17 protein-coding genes and 1 tRNA gene are annotated in these 21,673 nt (G+C 65.1%); 6 read left to right on the forward strand and 12 right to left on the reverse strand.

Features of this window, described 5'->3' with window-relative positions:
* Window positions 1–307 precede the first annotated feature (307 nt).
* The 4 genes from ACI48I_RS00990 to ACI48I_RS01005 all read left to right on the forward strand — a co-directional run bounded on the left by ACI48I_RS00990 (window position 308) and on the right by ACI48I_RS01005 (window position 6,160).
* Window positions 308–2,620, forward strand: a complete 2,313-nt coding sequence (locus ACI48I_RS00990; RefSeq protein ID WP_193688226.1) for an NADP-dependent malic enzyme — start codon at window positions 308–310, stop codon at window positions 2,618–2,620.
* A 285-nt stretch (window positions 2,621–2,905) separates the two neighbouring features.
* Window positions 2,906–3,952: a GDP-mannose 4,6-dehydratase gene (gene gmd / locus ACI48I_RS00995; RefSeq protein WP_193688227.1), complete on the forward strand. Its 1,047-nt coding sequence runs from the start codon at window positions 2,906–2,908 to the stop codon at window positions 3,950–3,952.
* Window position 3,953: 1 nt separating this feature from the next.
* Window positions 3,954–4,904, forward strand: coding sequence for a GDP-mannose 4,6-dehydratase (locus ACI48I_RS01000; RefSeq protein ID WP_498573078.1), 951 nt, complete (start codon window positions 3,954–3,956; stop codon window positions 4,902–4,904).
* A gap of 83 nt (window positions 4,905–4,987) precedes the next feature.
* Window positions 4,988–6,160: a glycosyltransferase family 4 protein gene (locus tag ACI48I_RS01005; protein ID WP_498573079.1), complete on the forward strand. Its 1,173-nt coding sequence runs from the start codon at window positions 4,988–4,990 to the stop codon at window positions 6,158–6,160.
* Here the strand turns inward: ACI48I_RS01005 and ACI48I_RS01010 are convergent.
* Both ACI48I_RS01010 and ACI48I_RS01015 read right to left on the reverse strand, forming a co-directional pair.
* A complete protein-coding gene (locus ACI48I_RS01010) occupies window positions 6,157–7,152 on the reverse strand; it encodes a response regulator (protein WP_193688230.1) in 996 nt (331 codons plus the stop codon). The genes ACI48I_RS01005 and ACI48I_RS01010 overlap by 4 nt on opposite strands.
* A gap of 31 nt (window positions 7,153–7,183) precedes the next feature.
* Complete coding sequence (locus ACI48I_RS01015; protein WP_498573080.1) at window positions 7,184–10,546, reverse strand: MHYT domain-containing protein; 3,363 nt, start codon at window positions 10,544–10,546, stop codon at window positions 7,184–7,186.
* A 242-nt stretch (window positions 10,547–10,788) separates the two neighbouring features.
* Here ACI48I_RS01015 and ACI48I_RS01020 point away from each other — a divergent pair, with 242 nt between their 5' ends.
* Window positions 10,789–11,595, forward strand: a complete 807-nt coding sequence (locus ACI48I_RS01020; RefSeq protein ID WP_227496666.1) for a substrate-binding periplasmic protein — start codon at window positions 10,789–10,791, stop codon at window positions 11,593–11,595.
* A 24-nt stretch (window positions 11,596–11,619) separates the two neighbouring features.
* Here the strand turns inward: ACI48I_RS01020 and ACI48I_RS01025 are convergent, their stop codons facing one another.
* The 9 genes from ACI48I_RS01025 to hutC form a co-directional block, all read right to left on the reverse strand.
* Window positions 11,620–12,879 carry a GGDEF domain-containing protein gene (locus ACI48I_RS01025; RefSeq protein ID WP_498573081.1) on the reverse strand — a complete coding sequence of 420 codons (1,260 nt, stop codon included), beginning with the start codon at window positions 12,877–12,879 and terminating at the stop codon, window positions 11,620–11,622.
* Between the two features lie 131 nt (window positions 12,880–13,010).
* A tRNA-Leu gene (locus ACI48I_RS01030) sits at window positions 13,011–13,095 on the reverse strand.
* On the reverse strand, window positions 13,078–13,650 hold the full coding sequence (locus ACI48I_RS01035) for a hypothetical protein (protein ID WP_193688233.1): 573 nt from the start codon (window positions 13,648–13,650) through the stop codon (window positions 13,078–13,080). The genes ACI48I_RS01030 and ACI48I_RS01035 overlap by 18 nt, the downstream gene beginning before the upstream one ends.
* A gap of 341 nt (window positions 13,651–13,991) precedes the next feature.
* A complete protein-coding gene (locus tag ACI48I_RS01040) occupies window positions 13,992–15,713 on the reverse strand; it encodes an ArnT family glycosyltransferase (protein WP_498573082.1) in 1,722 nt (573 codons plus the stop codon).
* A gap of 134 nt (window positions 15,714–15,847) precedes the next feature.
* Complete coding sequence (locus tag ACI48I_RS01045; protein ID WP_193688235.1) at window positions 15,848–16,123, reverse strand: type B 50S ribosomal protein L31; 276 nt, start codon at window positions 16,121–16,123, stop codon at window positions 15,848–15,850.
* Between the two features lie 225 nt (window positions 16,124–16,348).
* On the reverse strand, window positions 16,349–17,611 hold the full coding sequence (gene rho, locus ACI48I_RS01050) for a transcription termination factor Rho (protein WP_056343345.1): 1,263 nt from the start codon (window positions 17,609–17,611) through the stop codon (window positions 16,349–16,351).
* A 160-nt stretch (window positions 17,612–17,771) separates the two neighbouring features.
* Window positions 17,772–18,098 (reverse strand): thioredoxin TrxA, encoded by a 327-nt coding sequence (gene trxA / locus ACI48I_RS01055; protein WP_193688236.1) that lies wholly within the window; start codon window positions 18,096–18,098, stop codon window positions 17,772–17,774.
* Window positions 18,099–18,325: 227 nt separating this feature from the next.
* On the reverse strand, window positions 18,326–18,718 hold the full coding sequence (locus tag ACI48I_RS01060; RefSeq protein ID WP_498573083.1) for a response regulator: 393 nt from the start codon (window positions 18,716–18,718) through the stop codon (window positions 18,326–18,328).
* Between the two features lie 105 nt (window positions 18,719–18,823).
* Complete coding sequence (gene hutC / locus ACI48I_RS01065) at window positions 18,824–19,543, reverse strand: histidine utilization transcriptional repressor HutC (protein WP_227496667.1); 720 nt, start codon at window positions 19,541–19,543, stop codon at window positions 18,824–18,826.
* 138 nt (window positions 19,544–19,681) lie between these two features.
* On the opposite strand from hutC, the gene ada reads away from it, so the two are divergent.
* Window positions 19,682–20,764, forward strand: coding sequence for a bifunctional DNA-binding transcriptional regulator/O6-methylguanine-DNA methyltransferase Ada (ada, locus tag ACI48I_RS01070; RefSeq protein WP_193688239.1), 1,083 nt, complete (start codon window positions 19,682–19,684; stop codon window positions 20,762–20,764).
* A gap of 28 nt (window positions 20,765–20,792) precedes the next feature.
* Here ada and bla read toward each other — a convergent pair whose 3' ends face one another.
* Entirely contained in the window at window positions 20,793–21,659 is an 867-nt protein-coding gene (gene bla, locus ACI48I_RS01075) for a subclass B3 metallo-beta-lactamase (RefSeq protein WP_193688240.1), read from the reverse strand.
* Between the last annotated feature and the right edge of the window lie 14 nt (window positions 21,660–21,673).

A 21,673-nucleotide genomic window follows, 5' to 3' on the forward strand; every position in this document is an offset into this window, starting at 1 on the left:
TCTACCGCCCGCAGGCAGCACGGGGCGTGCAAGCCCGCTACCCCAAGCGAAGCGTAGCCTGGGCTCCCGAGCCCAGGACTCGGTGCAAGCATCATGTTTGCTTATGATGCACCCCCTTGTCGTAGCCTGGGCTCCCGAGCCCAGGACTCGATGCACGCATCATGTTTGCTTATGATGCACCCCCCTTGCATTAGCAAAACTTGTAGAATCACCAACGTGGAAAATACGTAGCCAATTGATAGCCGAATGAAAGAGTCAGTCTGATAAAATTGGAGGTTCCCCTCTAAGTTCAGGAAGGCTGCATAGCATGGATTCGTCATCGGACAAAAAAGAAGAACTGCGCCAACAACTGCGGGCTGCAGCGCTCGAATACCACCAGTTCCCCCGTCCGGGCAAGATCTCGGTGACCCCGATCAAGGGCCTGCTGAACCAGCGCGACCTGGCCCTGGCCTATTCGCCGGGCGTGGCGGCGCCTTGCGAAGAGATCGTCAAGGACCCGCTGGCGTCGTACAAATACACGTCGCGCGGCAACCTGGTGGCCGTGATCTCGAACGGCACCGCCGTGCTCGGCCTGGGTAACATCGGCCCGCTGGCTTCCAAGCCGGTGATGGAAGGCAAGGGCGTTCTGTTCAAGAAGTTTGCCGCGATCGACGTCTTCGACATCGAGATCGCCGAGAACGATCCCGACAAGCTGGTCGACATCATCGCTTCGCTCGAGCCGACCTTCGGGGGCGTGAACCTGGAAGACATCAAGGCGCCCGAGTGCTTCTACATCGAGCGCAAACTGCGCGAGCGGATGAAGATCCCGGTCTTCCATGACGACCAGCACGGCACCGCGATCATCGTCGGCGCCGCCATCCTGAACGGCCTGAAGGTCGTCAACAAGGACATCAAGAACTGCAAGCTGGTCGTCTCCGGCGCCGGCGCCGCGGCCCTGGCCTGCCTCGACCTGATCGTCGACCTCGGCTTCCCGATCGAAAACATTTTTGTCACCGACCTGGCCGGCGTCGTCTACAAGGGCCGCGTCGAGCTGATGGACCCGGACAAGGAGCGCTTCGCGCAGGATACCGCGCACCGCACCCTGACCGACATCATGCCCGACGCCGACATCTTCCTCGGCCTGTCGGCCGGCGGCGTCCTGAAGCCGGAAATGGTCGCGAAGATGGCGCCGAACCCGATCATCCTGGCGCTGGCCAACCCGAATCCGGAGATCCTGCCGGAAGACGCAAAGGCCGTGCGCAGCGATGTGATCATCGCCACCGGCCGTTCGGACTACCCGAACCAGGTCAACAACGTCCTGTGCTTCCCGTACATCTTCCGCGGCGCCCTCGATTGCGGCGCGACGACGATCACGCGCGAAATGGAAATCGCGGTCGTGCACGCGATCGCCGACCTGGCGCATGCCGAGCAGTCGGACGTGGTCGCCTCGACCTACGGCATCAACAACCTGTCCTTCGGCCCGGAATACCTGATCCCGATGCCGTTCGACCCGCGTTTGCTGACCCATATCGCGCCGGCGGTGGCCAAGGCCGCGATGGACGGCGGCGTCGCTGCCCGCCCGATCGCCGACCTGGCCGCCTACGCCGAAAGCCTGCAGCAGATCGTGTACCGCAGCGGCTCGTTCATGAAGCCGCTGTTCCAGGTCGCCAAGAGCGCCCCGCTCGAGCTCAAGCGCATCGTCTACGCCGAAGGCGAGGACGAGCGCGTGCTGCGCGCGGTGCAGGTGGTGGTCGACGAGCGGCTGGCGCGCCCGATCCTGGTCGGCCGCCCGGCCGTGCTCGAGCAGCGCATCCAGAAGTTCGGCCTGCGCCTGAAGCTGGGCGAGCATTTCGACGTCATCAACCCCGACTTCGACGAGCGTTACCGCGACTACTGGCAGACTTACCACCAGATGGTGATGCGCAAGGGTGTGACCGCGGACATGGCCAAGCTGGCGATGCGCCGCCGCCATACGCTGATCGGCGCGATGATGATCCACAAGGGCGACGCCGACGGCATGATCTGCGGCACCTACGGCACCACCTGGACCCACCTCGACTTCATCGAGAAGGTGCTGGGCAAGCGCGCCGGCGCCAAGGTCTACGCGGCGATGAACTTCGTCATCACCGAAGAGCGCCAGCTGGCGATGGTCGACACCCACGTCAACGAGAACCCGACGGCGGAAGAGCTGGCCGAGATCACGATCATGGCGGCCGAGGAACTCGAGCGCTTCGGCATCACCCCGCGCGTGGCGCTGCTGTCGCATTCGAATTTCGGCACCTCGGACAGCGAGCCGGCGAAGAAGATGCGCACCGCGCTGGCGCTGGTGCAGCAGAAGGCGCCGAACCTGGAAGTCGACGGCGAGATGCACGGCGACGTGGCGCTCGATGCGAAGCTGCGTGCGAAGCTGATGCCGCAATCGACGCTCAAGGGCGACGCCAACCTGGTGGTCATGCCGGACATCGATTCGGCCAACATCGCCTACAACCTGCTCAAGACGGCGGCCGGCAACGGCATCGCGGTCGGCCCGGTCCTGCTCGGCTGCGCCAAACCGGTGCACATCCTGACCCCGTCGGCCACGGTGCGCCGCATCGTCAACATGACGGCGCTGTGCGTCGTCGATGCCGTGTCGAATCGCTGACCAGCCTGGACGATCCGGGCTGATAAAAGTTCAGCCCGGATTTAACAATTCGCTCATCCATTGAGTGGACTCACAGGCGAGCGTGCTCGCCTGTTTTTTTGGGCAGCGACACGTAACAATCCGTAAGCGCTCCCCAGACAAATAGCATTTCGATCAATAATGCCGGCCATGGGCGCCTGTTGTTATGGCGCCCCTGCATCCGTAACAGGCAAAGTCCTCTGTTACAATATGGGGTTGTCAGAAAAGTAGTTGCCACTTGCGGCACTCATCCGGAATTTTCATATCGTGCAGAAAACAACAAAAAGAGCCGTCATCACTGGTATTACTGGTCAGGACGGCGCCTATCTCGCGCAATTGCTGCTCGAGAAGGGTTATCACGTCACCGGTACCTTCCGCCGCGCCAGCTCGACCAATTTCTGGCGTATCGAGGAACTCGGCATTCAGGCGCATCCCAACCTGTCGCTGGTCGAATACGACCTGACCGACCTGGCATCGAGCCTGCGCCTGATACAGACCGCGCAACCGGATGAGGTCTACAACCTGGCGGCGCAAAGCTTCGTCGGCGTGTCCTTTGACCAGCCTTTGACCACTGCATCGATCACCGGCCTCGGCGCCGTCAACCTGCTCGAGGCGATTCGCCTGATCAATCCGAAGATCCGCTTCTACCAGGCGTCGACCTCGGAAATGTTCGGCAAGGTGCAGGCCATTCCGCAGGTCGAGGAAACCCCGTTCTACCCGCGCAGCCCGTACGGCGTGGCCAAGCTGTACGCGCACTGGATGACGATCAACTACCGCGAGAGCTACGGCATCTTCGGTTCCTCGGGCATCCTGTTCAACCACGAGTCGCCGCTGCGCGGCCGCGAGTTCGTCACCCGCAAGATCACCGATTCGGTCGCGAAGATCGTCCTGAACAAGCTCGACGTGCTCGAACTGGGCAACCTCGACGCCAAGCGCGACTGGGGCTTTGCCAAAGAGTACGTGGAAGGCATGTGGCGCATGTTGCAGGCCGACCAGCCTGACACCTACGTGCTGGCAACGAACCGTACCGAGACCGTGCGCGACTTCGTGACGATGGCCTTCAAGGCTGCCGGTATTACGCTCGAATTCCAGGGCAGCGGCGAAAACGAAACCGGCGTCTGCACCAAGAGCGGCAAGACCCTGGTGCGCATCTCGCCGAAGTTCTACCGCCCGGCGGAAGTCGAACTCCTGATCGGCGATCCGGCCAAGGCCAAGCGCGAGCTTGGCTGGGAACCGAAAACGACGCTCGAGGAGCTGTGCCAGATGATGGTCGACGCCGACCTGCGGCGCAACGAGCAGGGCTTTTCGTTCTGACATGAGCACCGTGCGCGATCCGCAGCCTGAGGCAGGCCCGCGCGAAGGCGAGGGCAAGCGTGCCCTGATCACCGGCCTGCGCGGCTTTACCGGCTATTATGTGGCACGCGAACTGGCGGCCGCCGGCTACCGCGTGTTCGGCACGGTCATGCCGGGCAACGATCTCGGCACCGACGTGCTGGCGGTCGACTTGTGCGACCGCGCGGCGGTCGGCGCCATGGTCGAGCAGGTACAACCGGACGTGGTCGTGCACCTGGCCGGGATCGCCTTTGTCGCCCACAGCGATGTCGAGCAGATCTACCGCGTCAACCTGGTCGGCACCCGCAACCTGCTCGAAGCGCTGGCGGCGCTGCGCCACAAGCCGTCGAGCGTGCTGCTGGCGTCCTCGGCCAACATCTACGGCAATGCCAGCGTGCCCGTCATCACCGAAGACGTCGCCGCGGCGCCGGCCAACGATTACGCCGTCAGCAAGCTGGCCATGGAATACATGGCGCGCCTGTGGATGGACAAACTACCCATCGTCATCGTGCGGCCCTTCAATTACACCGGCCAGGGGCAGGGCGACAACTTCCTGTTGCCGAAGATCGTCTCGCATTTCCGGCGCAAGGAAGCGCGCATCGAATTGGGCAACCTGGCCATTGCGCGCGATTTTTCCGACGTGCGCATGGTGGCGCGCAGCTACCGTAAATTGTTGGCCGCCGCGCCGGTGGGCGAGGCATTCAATGTGTGTTCCGGCCGCAGCCACTCGCTGGGCGAGGTAATCGATCTCATTTCCGACATCGCGGGCTACCGCATCGAGGTGCAAGTCAATCCCGCCTTTGTGCGCGCCAACGACGTCCTGACTCTGTCTGGGAGCAATGAAAAGCTGGCCGCCGTCATCGGGCCGCTCGAACCACCGCCGTTGGTGGACACCTTGCGCTGGATGGTCGAGGGCGTGCCCTCGACAGGCTGACCATGGACCGGCCGGCGTCAGGGAAAGCGCCGGGTCCGGTCTGCGCACCCCGACGCCGGGCCCGTCCTTTTTCGATCGTATCTATGCGCGTCCTTCATTTCTACAAGACCTACTACCCCGACAGCGTCGGCGGTATCGAGCAGGTCATCCGCCAGCTGTGCGTCGGCACCGGCCGCCTCGGCGTGACCAACACGGTGCTGTCGCTGTCGCGCGAGCAGAACCTGGTGCCGATCGCCTTCGAGGGGCACACCGTGCACCGCGTGCCGCTCGACTTCGAGCTCGCTTCGAATGCCTGCTCGGTGGCTTCCCTCGGCGCGCTGGCGCGCCTGGCGCGCGAAGCCGATGTCGTGCACTACCACTTCCCGTGGCCCTTCATGGACCTGGCCCACTTCCTGGCGCGCGTGAAGAAGCCGACCGTGGTCAGCTACCACTCCGACATCGTGCGCCAGAAGAAGCTGCTGCGCCTGTACCAGCCCCTGAAACAGCGCTTCCTGCGCAGTGTCGACGCGATCGTCGCCGCCTCGCCCGACTACATGGAATCGTCGCCGGTGCTGGGGCGCTACCGCGACAAGACCCGTGTCATCACCTACGGCCTGGACCGGGACACCTACCCGCAGCCAGATCCGCAGCGCCTGGCCCGGTGGCGCGAGCGCTTCGGTCCGAAGTTCTTCCTGTTCGTCGGCGTGCTGCGCTATTACAAGGGCCTGCACGTGCTGCTCGAGGCGGTGGCCGGGACGAACTATCCGGTGGTGATCGTCGGCGCCGGGCCCGAGGAAGCACGCCTGAAAGCCCAGGCACTGAGCCTTGGCCTGAACAATGTGACCTTCGTGGGCGCCGTCGACGAGGAAGACAAGGTGGCCTTGCTGACCCTGTGCTATGCGCTGGCCTTCCCCTCGCACCTGCGCTCGGAAGCCTTCGGCATCTCGCTGCTGGAAGGGGCGATGTACGGCAAGCCGATGATCTCGTGCGACATCGGCAGCGGCACCACCTATATCAACATCGACGGCGAGACGGGCCTGGTGACGCCGCCGGCCGACGCGCCGGCACTGCGCGCGGCCATGCGCACGCTGTGGGACAACCCGGATATGGCGCGCGAGATGGGCGCCCGTGCCGGCGAACGTTTCCAGAACGTGTTCACGGCCGAGCAGATGGCGACCAGCTACGCGGCGCTGTACCGCGAAGTGGTGGCCCGCCGCGCCGCCACGCCCGGGATGGTGACGCCGGGCGTCGCGCCCGGCGCCAAGACGGCGGATTAAACTTTCTCCGCCCAGCGCTCGCGCACGGTACGGATCGCCGGCAGCTGGGCCACGAACAGGTCGATCAGGGCCGGGTCGAAATGCTTGCCCTTCTGCTGCACCATGTGCTCGATCGCTTCCTCTTCGCTCCAGGCCCGCTTGTACGGGCGGACCGAGGTCAGCGCATCGAACACGTCGGCAATCGCCACGATGCGTCCCGTGAGCGGAATGGCGTCACCCACCAAGCCGTTCGGATAGCCGCTGCCGTCATATTTCTCATGGTGCGTCATCGCGATCTCGTGGGCCAGCTTCAGCATGCCGTCGCTGTGCTCGCCGATGATTTCGGCGCCGATGGCCGCGTGGCTCTGCATTACCTTCCATTCGTCGGCATCGAGCGGTCCCGCCTTTTGCAGGATGCGGTCGGGGATGCCGATCTTGCCGACGTCGTGCATCGGCGCCGCATGCAGTAAATCGTCCGCTTCCTGTTCCGTCATGCCGGCCGCCAGGCCCAGGATCTGCGAAAAATGGCTCATGCGGATCACGTGCAGGCCGGTCTCGTTGTCCTTGTACTCGGCCGCCAGGCCAAGGCGCTGGACGATCGCCAGGCGCGAGGCTTTCAGTTCTTCCATCCGCACCAGGGAGAGGTGGGTGCGCACGCGCGCGCGCACCACCGGCGGGCTGACCGGCTTGGTGATGTAGTCGACCGCGCCGGCCTCGAAACCCTCGAGTTCGTCGGCCGTGTCGGACAGGGCGGTCACGAAGATGACGGGAATCGGCGCCGTCAGCGGATTGGCCTTCAGGGCCGCGCAGACTTCATAGCCGCTCATCCCCGGCATCATCACGTCGAGCAGCACCAAATCCGGTTTTTCCTTGTTGGCCAGCTCCAGGGCGCGCGCGCCGTCCTTGGCGAACAGCAGGCGGTAGTGATCTTGCAGGATCTGGCGCAGCAACTGCAGGTTGCTCGCTTCGTCGTCGACCGCCAGGATCAGCGGCTTGTTACTGGTCATGCTCATTACATCGTTTCCTGTTGCTTTGGATTGTCGTTCAGGCGTCGTCGTGTTCAGCGAGCGCTTCCAGCGCGGCGTCGAGCTGCTGCTGGGCGAGGTCGAAGTCGAAGTCGGCCAGCGCCGCCTGGACTTGCGTGACGCGGGCGGCCACCGGATGGCCGGACAGCGCCGCAGCCAGGCCGGCCAGCGCGGCGTCGTCGAGCGCGCCGCGATTCAGGGCGTCGCGCAGCAGGCGGCCGGCGCGCAGGGCGCGCGGCAGGTCGACTGCGCTTTGCGGGGCGGCCGGCGCGTTGCTGGCGGCCGGGCGCTCGGCGCGGATCGCCAGGATCGCCGCGGCATGCGCCGCCTCGACCTTGGCCAGGGCTTCCGGCAGCAGTGCCACGCCGGCCAGCGCCTGGCCCTTTTCGCCTTCGGCCAGCTGTTCCAGCGCGGCCAGCGCATCGGCCAGCAATTCCAGGCCGATATTCGCGCCGACACCCCGCGCTTTATGCGCCAGCATGCGCAGCGACGGGTAGTCGGCGCTGGCCAGGAAGCCTTGCAGGAACTGCGGCAGCATCGCGTGCTGGCTGTGGAAGTGTTCCAGCGCTTCGCGCCAGGCGTCTTCCTTGCCGCCCCAGCGGTTCAGGCCGGCCACGCGGTTGAGCGCATGGCGTTCGAGGACCGGCGCCACTTCCGCATGCGGATTGCCGGAGCCGAGGCCGAGCACGCGCGCGATCTCGTGCGACAGCGTGACCCAGTCGACCGGCTTCGAAGCGAAACCGTCCATGCCGACCTGCACGCTGGCGCGGCGGTGTTCGGGCAGCACGCTGGCCGTCATCGCGATCACCGGCACCCGCGGGCGGCCGGTTGCCTGTTCCTGTTCGCGGATGCGGCGCGTGGCGGCGAGACCGTCGAGCACCGGCATCTGGAAGTCCATCAGCACCAGGTCGAATTCCTGGCGCCCGGCCAGGTCGACCACGGCGCCGCCGTCGGACACCGCCGTCATCGTATGGCCGCGGCGCGCGAGCAGCAATTGCAGCAGCTCGAGGTTCTGCGGCACGTCGTCGGCCGCCAGCACGCGCAGCGGCGGCAGGGCGGCGGCGGTGCGCACGCGCGCCTGCTGCGGCGCGAAGCGCGCCACCAACAGCGGCAGCACCACGTGGAAGGTCGTGCCTGCGCCGACGGTGCTCTCGGCCCAGATCTTCCCGCCCATCAGCTCGACCAATTGTTTACTGATCGTGGTACCGAGGCCGGTGCCGCCGAAGCGGCGCGTCATCGAGGCGTCGGCCTGGGTGAACGGGTCGAAGATCGCCTGCAGGCGTTCCGGAGCGATGCCGATGCCGGTGTCCTGCACGCTGAAGTGCAGCATGCCGTCCTGCTGTTCGGCGCGCAGGGTCACGCTGCCGGTGGCGGTGAACTTGATGGCGTTGTCGAGCAGGTTCGTCAGCACCTGGCGGATGCGCAGCTCATCGCCCCGCAAATTGGTCGGCAGGGCCGGGTCGTAATGGATGTCGACCTGCAGGCCCTTGGCGCGCGCGTTCGCGGCCAGCGTCGAGGACAGTTCGTCGATCAGGGACAGCAAATTGAAATCGTTGACCTCGAGTTCGACCGCGCCTTTTTCCAGTTTCGCGGTGTCGAGGATCTCGTTCAGCAGGCGCAGCAGCGAACGGCCGTTGCTGCGCACGGTGTCGAGGTGGCGCCGTTGTTCCGGAGCCAGGTCTCCGTCCAGCAGGACGTCGGTGAAGCCGAGGATCGAATTCATCGGCGTGCGGATTTCGTGGCTCATGTTGGCGACGAAACTGGCGCGCGCGGCGGCGGCCTGCTCGGCCGCGTCCTTCGCCTGGCGCAGCGCGTCTTCCATCGTGCGGCGTTCGCTGATGTCGAGGATCACGCCGTCGAGCCAGGTCAGTTTGCCTGCTTCGTCGCGCACGCCGGTGCCGTTCTCCCACAGCCAGCGGGTCGAGCCGTCGGCGTGAAGAAGGCGGTATTCGACCAGGTAGGGGCGGTCTTCCGCGAGCGCCGCCGCAATCGCCTCGGACACGCGCACACGGTCGGCGGCGTGGATCAGGGCGCCGAAGCAGCGGCGCGGCGCTGTATTGGCACCGTCTGCCGGCGGATCGCCCAGGAAGTCACGCGCCGGATAGCCGGCCACGCGTTCGACGGCGTCGCTGATGAAGACCATCGGGTGCGCGCCTTCGATCCGGCTGCGGTAGGAAATGCCGGGGATGGTGCCGATCAGGGAGCGGAACTGCTGTTCGCTGGCGCGCAGGGCGGCCACCATTTCGCGGCGTTCGGAGATGTCGGTGACGAAGCAGACGAAGAGCTCGCGCTCCTGCATCCGCGCGTGGCCGACGGCGACGCGCAGCGGCACCAGGCTGCCGTCGCGGCGCACGGCATCGACTTCTTCATTGTTGGGCGCCGCGTGGGCGCTGCTGTCGCGCAGGTAGCCGAGCAGGCCGGCCTGCTCGTTGGCGCGCTCGGCCTCGGTCATCAGGAGGCGGATGTTGCCGCCGACGATGTCGGCGCGGCGCCAGCCGAAGATCTTTTCGGCCGAGGCATTGAATTCCTCGATCGTGCCTTCGCGGTCGATCGTGATCACGCCGTCCACCGTCGTGGTGAGCAGGGCGCGCATCCAGGCTTCGCTGCGCGAGAGTTCGAGGTACAGCTGGCGGTAGCGCAGCAGGCCGTTCGCGGCCAGTACGACGACCGTGAACAGCACCGTGATCAGGGAGATCGCCAGCGCCAGGAAGGTGGTGTCGGAGGCGACGGCGTCCTTGCCCACCGTGCCCACGAAACGCGCGGCCGCCATGGCGGTGTAGTGCATGCCGGTGACCGCGCAGCCCATGACGATGGCCGCCAGCAGCAGGCGCCGGCCTTCGCTCACGCGGCGCAGGCGCGCCAGGCCGAAACGCACCCACAGCGCCAGCGTGGCCAGCACCACCGCCACCACGATCGACAGGCCGAACATCAGGGGATCGTAGCGCAGGTCGAGACTCATGCGCATGCCGGCCATGCCGGAATAGTGCATCGCGCCGATGCCGGCACCGAGCAGCACGCCGCCCACCAGCAGGCTGGGGGTGCCGATCCGTTCGCGCGCGATCAGGCTCAGCGCCACGAAGGAGGCGCCGATGCTCGGCAGGTTCGACAGGATGGTGATCATCGGGTCGTAGGTAACCTGTGTGCACAGGTTAAAGGCGAGCATGCCGATGAAGTGCATCGACCAGACGCCGGCGCCGAGCGCCAGGCTGCCGGTGAGCAGGAACAGGGTGCGCTGGCGGGTCTGCTGGCGCGCCTGGCCGGCGATTTGCAGTCCCATCCAGGACGAAAAGATAGCCACGAGCAAGGACAGCACGACCAGTTTCGGGTCGTACACACCGTAACTGAGCAACGACGGATCGTCGGGCAACATGAAAAGCGACATGGGAGGTCCGGCAGAAGAGGTCGCCCGAACAGGCGACGTAATCGTCAGTATGACATTTTCCATACGGAAAGTCTTGTCTGGATTTGTCGAAATTGCCGAACATGCAAGCCTTTGTCGCGCGCATGCCACCATAAGGATGAGCATATTGCCAGGCCGCAGGCAAGGGCAGGCCGTTACGGTATGCTGCGTGGATGCGGGGCACTTTTCGCGCGCTTTTACATTGCCCAGGATGGGTGCACGATATGCTGATTCGACAATTTCGATGGGCGGCGCTGGCCATGGCCTGCCTGCTTGGCGCCGGCCCGGCAGGGGCGGATACGGACGCCGATGCAAGCGCGGATGCGGGTGCGCGGGCGGGCCGTCCCGGGGCGCTGTACATCACGACCGAGGCCGCGGCCCCGTCGAGCATGCTCGACAGCGAGGGCAGCGTGATCGGCATCTCGACCGACAAGGTGCGGGCGGCCCTGGACCGTGCCGGCATGGCCTACACGATCGAGCTGCTGCCCTGGAAGCGCGCCTATGCCGCCGCCCACGACCGGCTTGACGCCTGCGTCTACTCCACCACCCGCACGCCGGAGCGCGAAGCCTTGTTCAAATGGGTGGGGCCGATCGACAGCGCCGAATGGGTCCTGATGGCGCGCGCCGACCACCACTTCGCCCTGCGCACGCTCGACGATGCGCGCCCCTACCGGATCGGCACCTATAACGGCGACGCCCGCGAGCAGTACCTGCGCAGCCGCGGCTTCCGGGTCGACTCGGCGCCGAACGACCTGACCAATCCGCGCAAGCTCTTATTGGGCCGCATCGACCTCTGGGCCGCCGCCCTGCGCGTGGGTAGCCCCGTGCTCGAGCAGAACGGCTGGGCCGGCCAGATCGTGCCGGTGCTGGTGTTCAACCGCCTGGACGTCTATCTTGCCTGCCACCGCGCCATGCCGGACGCGCTCATTGCGCGCCTGAACGGGGCCTTCGCCGCGCTCGCGCGGGAGGGAACGATGCGCAAGATCGAGCGGGCCTACGATAACTGGTCGGTGCGGCAGCCGGCGAAATAGCCGCGTTGCGCGCCGCGTTGGCGGCTACATGAGAAAATCCTGGTGCGCGACGCCGCTGGCTTGTGCAGGCATGTTCACGGAAGGACGCACCTGGTTGCGCCCCGCATTCTTGGCGTGGTACACGGCAGCGTCGGCCCTGGCCAGCAATTCAGCGATACTTTGCCCTTGTTCCATTGTTGAAACGCCGATCGACACCGTGACCTGCACGCGCGGCTTTTCCAGCAGAGGAGACTGCGCAATGCCCTTGCGAATGCGTTCCGCCACTTCGAGAGCGACGGCCAGGGCCGTCTGCGGCAGCACGACCACAAATTCCTCGCCGCCGAAGCGGGCGCAAAAATCTCCCGGCCGCAAGTCAGCGCGTAACCTGTGCGCGAAAGCGCGCAAGACATCGTCGCCGACCATGTGACCCAGTTCATCGTTAATCTGTTTGAAGAAATCGATGTCGAGCATCAGGATGGAAAAGGGCTGGTAAGCGACGGTTTGCAGCTCGACTTGCTGCTTGAGGAAGTTGTCGAGTGCCCGGCGGTTCCACTGCCCGGTCAGCGCGTCGGTCGCGGCATCGAGCTCCACCTTCTGCAGCGCCGAGCGCAGCTGGGCAGCCAGTAATCCATTCGCATACTGCAAGCGAATGCCTTCCATCAGACGTTGTGCGATGGCGCGCGAATAGTAGGCGGTGAGGGCGATGAACACGCCCAGGCCGGCAGCGAAATCGAGCGCACTTGGACTATTGGACGCGGTCAATAAACCCAGTACCGACACCGCCAGCTGGACGCCGATCTGCGAATAATAGGCCGATACGTAGGTACCGTAGACTTGGGCATTGATGGAGGTGACGCCGCACAGCAGGGCCATCAGGATGGCGTCCAGGACGGGGTCGTATCCGACCAGGAACCACGTCGACAAGCCCCATCCGAAGCCATCGAGCGCGGCGACCCAGTGCACCCAGCTGCGATGCACATCCACCTTCGAACCGGCGCCGATCACCCGCTGTAAAACGAACAGGCTGCCCGCCCAGACAAAGGCAGCCGTTGCCAGCCACGACACGATCGAGCCCAGCGGCACGCGGCCCCAGCAGAACCATACCGCAAGCGACCATCCAACCGGCGTCGTCGTGAGTGCGCGCCGCAGCGCGATCACGCATTCCGAAAAACCTTTGGCACGGGCAATGGCCGTGTCGGATTGGCTGATGGAGTCGATGGTGCTCACGGCCTGCCTGTACGCTTGGATAAAGGGTGGACTGGGAGTAAAACCTGCCGGTTGAGCAAGAAAATTATCCCAAGGCAATTGATTTAGTTGTCGAGGATAGCACACAAGTAGCCGCGAGATTGCTATCTGTTGGGCTGCAGGCACAGCGCTACAAAAGCAAAAACCCGCGTTCTCCAAAGAAGAACGCGGGTTTTTTATATTCATGCGTGTGGTGCCGGGAACCGGAATCGAACCGGTACGCCTCGCGGCGCGGGATTTTGAGTCCCGTGCGTCTACCTATTCCGCCATCCCGGCAACGCGCTCCGCATTATCGCTGATTTGGATTGCAGCGGCAACAGTTTCCCGGCTTGAAAGATCGGTGCGGCAGGTGGCGGGGACGGCGGGAGCGGTCGACGCGGCCGGTCCGGCCAGCGCCGCCTGCAGGGCGCGCAGGGTCGGGATCGGGCCGACGACTTCGAGGACATGGGGCTGGATGCGCACGCTGAGCGAGCGCGTGCGCCAGCCGCGGGCGGTGCTGGCGTAACGGATGCGGTCGGGGCCGGCGCATACCTGCGCGTAGCCGAGGTCGGCGAGCGCGCTGTCGAGCGTGGCGCGCAGGTGGCGCGCATCGAAGCGGGTGCTGACGTCGAGCCGGCCGGGGGCGGGCGTGCACAGCGGCAGGGCCAGGCCGGCCAGCACCGGCAGCACGATGCAGGCGAGCGGGGCGCCGGGATCGAGCAGGCGCAGGGCCAGCACCAGCAGCGGCGTGCCGAGCGCCAGCGTCAGGCCGTAGGCGGCCAGCGGCGACAGGCGGCGCGGTCCGGCACCGCGCGGTGCCCCGACGATTTCCGAGAACATTACGCTTTTCATGTTGTCTCCTCTTAGGGGCGAATCTGGATCGGCATGGCCTTTGTCATTGTCGGCCCCGCTTGCGCCCTGGAGTTGACGTGACTCAATAAATCTGCCCGGGCGCACGTCGACCCGCCGAACCACCGCCAACTTGCCGATGGCGACACCATGGAAATGACTTTTGTTCGTACCGGGAGCAGTACTCCTGGCCGTCCTCACGGGCGCACCGCTGGCTGGCGCTGGGCGCTCGACGGCGCCCGCGTCAAGACGCCGGAGGCTTTGCTGCGGGCGGCCATCGGCATATTCCACACTTAACGCGAACAGCGCCAAAAGAAAAGCCGCCCAAGGGGGCGGCTTGACGGTCAGCGGGCGCGCCGGTACAGGCGGAAGCGCTCGTCGCGGTCGGAGGCACGCCGGCCTTCCCACAGCAGCGTGGCGCCGCGCGTGCCCCAGGTGCGCGACAGGAGGCGGTCGTCGCGCGTCTTGACCCGGTCCTGCAGCAGCACGTAATCGCACTGGCCGCCTTCGACGCCGACAAACGGCAGGCGACCGTAGTAGGCGAAGGAGGCGCGCTGGGCCGCGCCCACGTTGGTGTCGATGCAGTTCGCGTCCGCCGGCAGCTTGGCGGCGAGGGCCTGTGCCACGCCGGCGTAGCTCTTGCTGTAGTTCAGGTCCTGCAGGAACAGGGTCATCAGCAGCACCCACAGCAGGATCAGGCCGCTGGACGACAGCACGACGGCGCGCCACAGCACCGTTCTCTGGCGCGACACGCGCCAGCGCACCAGCCAGATCCAGCCGATCGAGACGGCGGCCGCCACGGTGAAGGCGATGATGCCGAATTCCGGCACGAAGCCCGGCACCAGCTTGAGGGCATTGTGCGACAGCTGGGCCGGCCAGCCCGTCAGTTTGGCGATCCAGAACAGCCAGACCAGGGCGGCGAGGGTCGTCAGCGCCATCACCGAGAACCAGTCGATGGCGTTGATCGCGCCGCGCTTCATCGTCGGCAGGCCGAAGGCGGCCATCAGGGCCAGCGGCGGCAGCAGTTTCAGCAGGTCGCCGGTCTCGGGCGACGGGTCGCACAGGAACAGCGCGGTCAGGGCGCCCAGGAAGGTCAGCGGCAATACGATGTGCAGCATGTTTTCCTGGCGCCGCCAGGCCCAGATCGCCCAGCCGGCGAAGGGCCAGGCCGGCCAGAAGAACCAGACGCCGACCCGGAAGAAGGCTTTTGCCGAGGTCCAGCTCGGCACGTCGAACTGGCCCACGTGCGCGCCGAACCATGCCGCCGCCGGCGACTCGCCGTAGGGCTGCACCAGGGTCGCCGGCAGGATCCAGACCAGGGCCAGGGCCAGCGCCGCGACCGCCGCCACCGCCATGTGGCGCAGCGCGCTGGCGGCCGGGATGCGGAAGAAACGCGTGCATAGCAGCAGCGCCAGCAGCAGGACGACCGGCGACACCGGCCCGCGCGTGAGCGCCAGCGCGCCCAGCGCCAGGCCGACCAGGGCCGCGTTGCGGACGCTGGCGGTCTCGATATAGCGCACCGCGCGGTACAGGAAATAGGCGACCAGCGAGCCCTGCAGGGTGACGGCCAGGGTTTCGTGGCTATACAGCAGCAGGCCGAGCGAGCCGAGGTAGACGAGGACCGTGGTGTCGGCCAGGGTGCGGCCATAGGCGTCGGGTTCCGGCTGGCCGCCGAAGGCCAGGCGCAGCGGCTGTGCTTCAGGCCGGCGGCCGAGGTGGAAAGCGGTGTACCAGAGCGACATGCCGCCGGTGACGAACATGCCGATGTTCGACACGCGCGCGGCCAGCACGTCGCCCAGCATCCAGCCGAACAGCTTGATGCAGATGGCGCCCAGCCAGAACACCAGCGGGCCATCGTCCGTGCTCGGGAGACCGGCGACGTTCGGATACAGCCAGTCGTTCAGGCCGCCGCGGGCCATGGTCCACATGATGCCGAAGCTGCCGGCGTCGTCCTTCCACGGATCGCGGCCGATCAGCCCCGGCAGGATATACAGCAGGCCGAGTGCGAACAAGGCCCAGCGCGGCAGGGCCAGCGTGGCGGCGGCGGGGAGGCGGACTGGTTTCATCGATAAGTCTGATGTCTGGAATTAATGTCGCGCTAGTATAGCGAGGAATAAAAAGATGAAAAAAAAGAAGCCGAACGGCTTCTTTTTTTGAGACCCTGGCGGGCTTCGGGAAGCCCGCGCGGGGCTTCCTGAAATTAACCTTCGTTGTTCGCGACTGCGGTCTTCGAACCGACGGCGCCGAACTTCTGGCGGAACTTCTCGACGCGACCAGCGGTGTCGACGATCTTGTGCTTGCCGGTGAAGAACGGGTGCGATTCAGCCGAGACTTCGATCTTGATCAGTGGGTAGTCCTTGCCTTCGTGGTTGATCGTCTCGCGGGTAGCGATGGTCGAACGGGTCACGAATTTGAAGTCGCACGACACGTCGTGGAAGACGACTTCGCGGTAATCTGGATGGGTTTCGGTTTTCATGTTTCTGCCTTGGGTTTATTTGGTAGCCAAACAGCACTTCGTCGGTCGTCTTGCTTCGTGACCCGATTGCCGCTCACTTGCCAGTTGAACTGCTGAACCGACGATTATAAATCGGTTGGGCGGCCGTGGCAACCGCACGCAGGGTGGTCGCGGCGTTTACGCGTGGGCACCTGCGCAAACAAAAAAGGGCAGCCGCAGCTGCCCTTGTCGATGCTTTAACGGTAATTAGCCGCCGCGGCGCATCATGTCGAAGAACTCGATATTCGTCTTCGTCGCACGCATCTTGTCGAGGATGAACTCCATCGCTTCGATCTCGTCCATCGAGTACAGCAGCTTGCGCAGGATCCAGATCTTTTGCAGCTGGTCCGGCTTGATCAGCAGTTCTTCGCGGCGGGTACCCGATTTGTTCAGGTTGATCGCCGGGTAGACGCGCTTCTCGGCCAGGCGGCGCTCGAGGTGCACTTCCATGTTGCCGGTGCCCTTGAATTCTTCGTAGATGACGTCGTCCATGCGCGAGCCCGTTTCGATCAGGGCGGTCGCGACGATGGTCAGCGAGCCGCCTTCTTCGACGTTACGGGCGGCGCCGAAGAAACGCTTCGGACGCTGCAGCGCGTTGGCGTCGACACCGCCGGTCAGCACCTTGCCCGAAGCCGGGATCACGGTGTTGTAGGCACGCGCCAGGCGGGTGATCGAGTCGAGCAGGATCACGACGTCCTTCTTCATTTCGACCAGGCGCTTGGCCTTTTCCAGCACCATCTCGGCAACCTGCACGTGGCGCGTCGCCGGTTCGTCGAAGGTCGAGGCCACGACTTCGCCGCGCACCGAACGCTGCATCTCGGTCACTTCCTCAGGACGCTCGTCGATCAAGAGGACGATCAGGGTCACGTCAGGATGATTCGCGGTGATCGCGTGGGCGATGTGCTGCAGCATGACCGATTTGCCGGACTTCGGCGACGCGACCAGCAGGCCGCGCTGGCCCTTGCCGATCGGGGAAATCAGGTCGACGATGCGGCCGGTGATGTTCTCGGCGCCGTTCATGTCGCGCTCGAGGCGCAGCGGCTCGTTCGGGTGCAGCGGCGTCAGGTTTTCAAACAGGATGCGGTGCTTCGAGGCTTCCGGCGATTCGCCGTTGACCTTGTCCACCTTTACCAAAGCGAAATAACGTTCGCCGTCTTTCGGCGTGCGTACTTCGCCTTCGATCGAGTCACCCGTATGCAGGTTGAAGCGGCGGATCTGCGACGGCGAGATATAGATGTCGTCGGTCGAGGCCATGTAACTGGCATCGGGCGAACGCAGGAAGCCGAAGCCGTCCGGCAGGACTTCGAGGGCGCCGTCGCCGAAGATCTGCTCGCCGGACTTGGCGCGCTTCTTCAGGATCGCGAACATCAGTTCCTGCTTGCGCAGGCGGGCTGCGTTGTCGATGTCGAGGCCGATGGCCATCTCCAGCAGCGCGGAGACGTGCATTGCCTTCAGTTCAGATAAGTGCATGTTGTGTGGGTGTCCCGTGACGGGAAGGTAAAGGTAGGGGAGGGAACGACGTGGAATAAATAAACTGCGTTAAACAACGTCAGGTTGGGAAGCGGCCGGAGCCGACCGGATCCCGTCCGGACAATGGCGGCAGTGCGGGCGCGCTGCCGCCGCTATGCGTTTAGATGTTGCTGTCGATGAAGGCGGTCAATTGGCCTTTGGCCAGTGCGCCGACTTTTTGCGCCGCCACGGCGCCGTTCTTGAACAGGATCAGGGTCGGGATGCCACGGATGCCGAACTGGGCTGGAATAGCCTGGTTGGCGTCGACGTCCATCTTCGCGATCGTGATCTTGCCGTTGTAGTCTTTAGCGACTTCTTCGAGGATCGGGGCGATCATCTTGCACGGACCGCACCACTCGGCCCAGAAATCGACCAGTACCGGAAGCTCGGACTTGAGCACGTCGGTTTCGAAAGAAGCATCGCTGATGTGTTTAATGTTTTCGCTCATGTTTTCCTCAAAGAGAGGTAAGGATCAATGTACGCCTGGAGACGACCGTGTTAAGGCGCGTCCGGCTTCCGCTTGTTGATAAAACAGCTGCAGCACAATGGTGGAGGCAAAGTGCGCGAACTCAATGGGAAGGGCGTCGGGAGGACGTCAGGCGGGGGATTTAGGCCGAATCATACCTTATTTTCCCAAAAAGTGTTCGGGCCTTTGTACAAAATCTTAACATACCCTCAGCACATCACCGCCGAGCGCAACTGGTCCAGGCCAATGGGCTTGCGGAAGATACCCGCCACGCGTAATCCGAGCACCCGCGCCAGTTCGCCGGCGGCATCGCGCACGCCGGAATCCATGCCCGACAGCAGGATCACGCCGCCGCGAAAGCCGCGTTCGGCTGCTGCCTGCAGGAATTCGATGCCGTCCATGTCGGGCAGGGCGAGATCGCAGATGAGGACGTCCGGGCCTTGCTCGGCGAGCGTGGACAAGGCGTGGCGGGTGCTGGCTTCGGTATAGACTGCACGAACCCCGATGGTATGCAGCATGTCTTTCAACATCTCGAGCATGAAAGGATCGTCGTCGAGCACCAGCACGCGCGGCGGCTGGCTTGATGCGGCGAGGTCATTCATACAGTTGGTTCCGGCAAATTATTGACTGGCAGGGATTATGTGCGAGAACGGCTGTCCATGGCACATGTTGTACAAAATATTCTGTCCAGTATTAAGGCATTGCCTTCAGCCGACGCTGCCGTTGAACTGGATCAGGTGGCCCGGATGCCACATCGTGACGACCGAGGCCACGGCGCCGTGCGAGGTCGTCCTGCGTTTCAGCACGAGACAGGGAGAGCGGGCGTCGATGCCGAGCAGTTCCGCCACGTCGCGCGGCGGGGCCAGGGCCTCGAGGCTGTAGGTCGCGCCTTGCAGCGGGGCGACCGCCATCAGGTGTTCGTTCGGGGTGATGCTGGCAAAATCCTGTTCCAGGTAGGCCGGGGCGCAGGCCGGATTGACCCAGCGGTCCTCGAGCTGGATCGGGACTTCGTTTTCGAAGTGCACGATCAGCGAGTGAAACAGCGGAGCGCCCGGCGCCAGGCCGAACTGCAGCGCCAGGGCCTCGGTCGCGGGCGCTTCTTCAAGCAGGTGCAGGCGGCTGGCATGGCGGTGTCCGCGGGCGCGCACTTCGTCGGCGATGTTGCGGATCTCGACCAGGGTCGCCTGGTATTTGCGCGGCGCGACATAGGTGCCCGAACCCTGGCGGCGCGTGAGCACCTGTTCGGCGGTCAGCTCGCGCACGGCGCGGTTGACCGTCATGCGCGAGACGCCGAACTGCCGTACCAGCGCCTGTTCCGACGGCACCAGGTCGCCTTCCTTCCAGCGTCCGGTGGCGATTTCGCCGACCAGGTAGTCCTTGATGCGCTGGAAGATGGGGGTGCTCGCTTGCGCGCTGGATTCGTCCAAACTGCTCTCCGGAAGAGGATAATGATGAGGGTTGACTGCCCCCGATTCTAGCATCGCGAATTCGAAAGCAAGCGGCGGGGTGCCGATATTGCCTCCTGCTGGCAGGATGAAGCCATTCACCCATTCCGGACAAGTGCCATGAAGATCGAGACCATCGCCGAACCTTATGCCAGCCTTGACGCGCGCTGGGCCGCCGTGCAAAGCCGCGACCGCGCCGCCGACGGCGTTTTTGTTTATTCGGTGCGTACGACCGGCGTCTACTGCCGGCCCTCCTGCGGCGCCCGGCCCGCGCTGCGCGCGAATGTCGCTTTCCACGCCAGCTGCGCGGAAGCGGAAGCGGCCGGCTTTCGTCCCTGCCTGCGCTGCAAACCGGGGCAGCCGCCTTTGAGCGAACGCCAGGCCCAGCTGGTCGCCGAAGCCTGCCGCCTGATCGACGCGCAGGACGAGGCGCCCGATCTCGATGCGGTAGCGCGCGCAGTTGGCATGAGCCGCTTCCACTTTCAACGCGTCTTCAAAACGCATGCCGGCGTGACGCCCAAGGCCTATGCAGCGGCACGCCGGGCCGCGCGCGTGCGCGACGCGCTGGCGCAGGAGGGCAGCGTCACCGATGCCCTGTATGCGGCCGGTTTCAATTCCAGTTCGCGTTTCTATGCCGGGAGCGAAGCGATGCTGGGGATGGCGCCTTCACGCTTCAAGGCCGGCGGCGCGGGAGAAGCGATCCGCTTCGCGGTAGGTGCCTGTTCGCTCGGCGCGATCCTGGTCGCTGCCACCGAACGCGGCATCTGCGCGGTGCTGATGGGCAACGATCCGGAGCCGCTGGTGCGCGATTTACAAGACCGTTTCCCGAAGGCGCAGCTGATCGGCGCCGATGCCGGTTTCGAGGCGACGGTGGCGCAGGTCATCGGCTTGGTGGAGGCGCCGCGCATCGGCCTCGATTTGCCGCTCGACGTGCGCGGCACCGCCTTCCAGCAGAGAGTATGGGCGGCGCTGCGCGCGATTCCGGCCGGCGAGACGGTGAGTTATACCGAGCTGGCGCAGCGCATCGGTGCGCCGGCGGCAGTGCGCGCGGTGGCCGGGGCCTGTGCCGCCAATCCCGTAGCGGTAGCGATTCCCTGCCACCGCGTCGTGCGCAACGATGGGGGCTTGTCGGGCTACCGGTGGGGGATCGAGAGAAAGGCGGCGCTGATCGCGCGCGAGAAGGACGATACGGGCCGCGCCTGACCGCGGGGCCGCCGCGGCCCCCTACGAATTACTGCTTCGCCGCTTCCTGCGCCAGCGTCTTCGCCAGCCGCTTGCGGCCCGTGTCGGCGTAGGCGACGCAGGCCCCGGGATTGACGAAGGCGAGGTTACCGAGCTGCTTCTGCTTCGCCTGCCGCTCCAGCAAATCGCTGGCGTCCGGATGCGCCGTCACCAGGATGTCGCAGGGCAGCGCCGCCACGCGCGCAATCGAGCGCTCGATGTCTGCCCTGGCGGTCGGGTAGACCGTATTTCCGCTGTAACGGAAGCTGCCGGCGCTGATCGCATTCAGGCTGTCCGCATACACCATGCTCATCCCCTTGCCGTGTTCGACGGCCGTCCAGGTCCAGCTGATGCCGCCTTGCGTGTGGCCGGGCGTGTAATGCGCCTTGATCGACAGCGGCCCCAGCTCGACGGACTCGCCGTCGCGCACGCTGCGCACCGGAGAAACAGGGGTCATGTCCGGCATGTCGTTGGCGAATTGCGGGTCGCCCTTGTCGGCCTTGCCCGATTCCAGCACCGGTTTCGCGGCCGGGCTGGTGAGCACGGTGGCGCCGCTCAGCCGTTGCAGTTCCGCGATGCCGCCGGCATGGTCGAGATGCTCGTGCGAGACGAGGATGTAGCGGATGTCTTCCAGCTTGAAGCCGAGTTGGCGGATGTGCGCGGCAATCGCCGGGCCTGCCTTCGGGCTGGCACCATCGATCAGGATGTGGCCGGCGGGTGAGGTGATCAGCACCGAGCTCAGGCCCTCGGTGCCGACATAGTAGCTGTTGCCGTAGAGCTGGAACGGGTCTTGCGGCCCTTCCCACTCGGCCGCTGCGGCGAAGGAGGAGGCGGCAAGGGCGCACACGCAGGAGAGGACGGAGGCGATTCGTTTCACAAGGATTCCCATGT

Source organism: Massilia sp. LXY-5, from assembly GCF_059801075.1.